The 1338-nt window shown below is 70.3% G+C and carries 1 protein-coding gene; it reads left to right on the forward strand.

Annotated elements, in window-relative coordinates; translation table 11 throughout:
* Nucleotides 1–1148 (forward strand): transposase (locus ABD901_RS58590; RefSeq protein ID WP_345145064.1); only part of this gene is annotated, 1148 nt, incomplete at its 5' end.
* Nucleotides 1149–1338 lie beyond the last annotated feature (190 nt).

Genomic DNA, 1338 nt, shown 5'->3' on the forward strand with positions numbered 1-1338 from the left:
TGGACTGGGCGGGGAAGCAGGCCGCGGTGAAGGGCTTCGCCGGCGTGACGGTGGCGTGCGAACCGACCGGTCACCGCTGGCGGGTGCTGGGTCAGCTGGCCGGGGAACGGAGCATGCCGTTCGTGTGCGTCCAGCCGATGCTGTCGTCGTGGGCGCGGCGCAGCGAGGATCTGACGTTCGACAAGACCGATGAGAAAGACGCGGTGATCATTGCCCGGCTGACGGCGCAGCTGCGCTGCTACGTTCCCGAACCAGTCGATGAGACGTGGGGCCGGCTGCGGCATCTGGGCGCGCGGCGGGAGCAGCTGCTGGTGGAGGCCGGCAGTCAGGTCCAGCAGATCCGAGCTCTGCTGGAGTGCGTCTGGCCGGCGGCGTTGCAGAGCGCCCGGCAACCGTTTCGTTCGTTGACGTGGACTGCCGCGTTGAGCGTCGTGGTGGACCGTGATGGCGGGGACCTGGCCCGGACCCGCCGGCTGGGGTTGGTGCGGTTTGACACGGCGGTGCACCGCGAGGTCGTCCGACGCGGCCGGCAGCGACCCTGTTTGCGGATCGTGCGGCTGTTGTTCGCGGCGTTGACCGATCCGGCTGGCGTGATCGCGCACCGGGCGGGTGCCTTGGAACGGGTGGCGCTGCTGCTCAGCGACTGGCTCGAGACCCACCGGCGGCTGCAGGACACCGAGACGCGGATGACAGCAGTCCTGGACGGACTGCGGCTGACCGAGCTGGTGACCTCGATCCCTGGTCTGTCCGCGGTCGGCGCCGCGGCGATCCTGGCCGAGACCGGTGACCTGCAACGATTTGCCAGTGCCCGGGCGCTGGTCAAGCACGCCGGCCTGGCCCCGCGGGAGAAGCTGTCCGGCACATTCAAAGGCCGCACCAAACTGACCGGACAAGGACGCCCCGGGTTGCGGCTGGCCGCCTGGCGAGCCGTGTGGGGCGCGCAACGCGCCAACCCGGTCTACGCCGCCCGGTTCACCCACCTCACCACCCGAGCGCAGAACACGCTCACCGTCACCCAGGCACAGGCCGTGATCGCCGCAGCGATCCTGCGGCAACTGCACGCCGTCGTCACCACCGGCCGGGCCTGGGACCCGGCCATCGCCACCCACGGCGCCGAACCCCGCACGGTGATGCCCATCGCCGCCTGACATCTGCAGGCGGCCCGTCAAGCCGGGGTCGGGGCGAGCCCCACGCGGCATTGAGGAACCACAGTTACCTCGACGCTCATCATGGGCAGCCCCGCCCGTCGTCTCACCAACCCGATTACACGCTGCCGGGACCAACCCCATTACCGCTATGCCGGGACAGACGACGGACGAGGCACCGACCAGGGGCTTG

It is taken from the genome of Dactylosporangium darangshiense, assembly GCF_039537565.1.
GTDB lineage: Bacteria > Actinomycetota > Actinomycetes > Mycobacteriales > Micromonosporaceae > Dactylosporangium > Dactylosporangium darangshiense.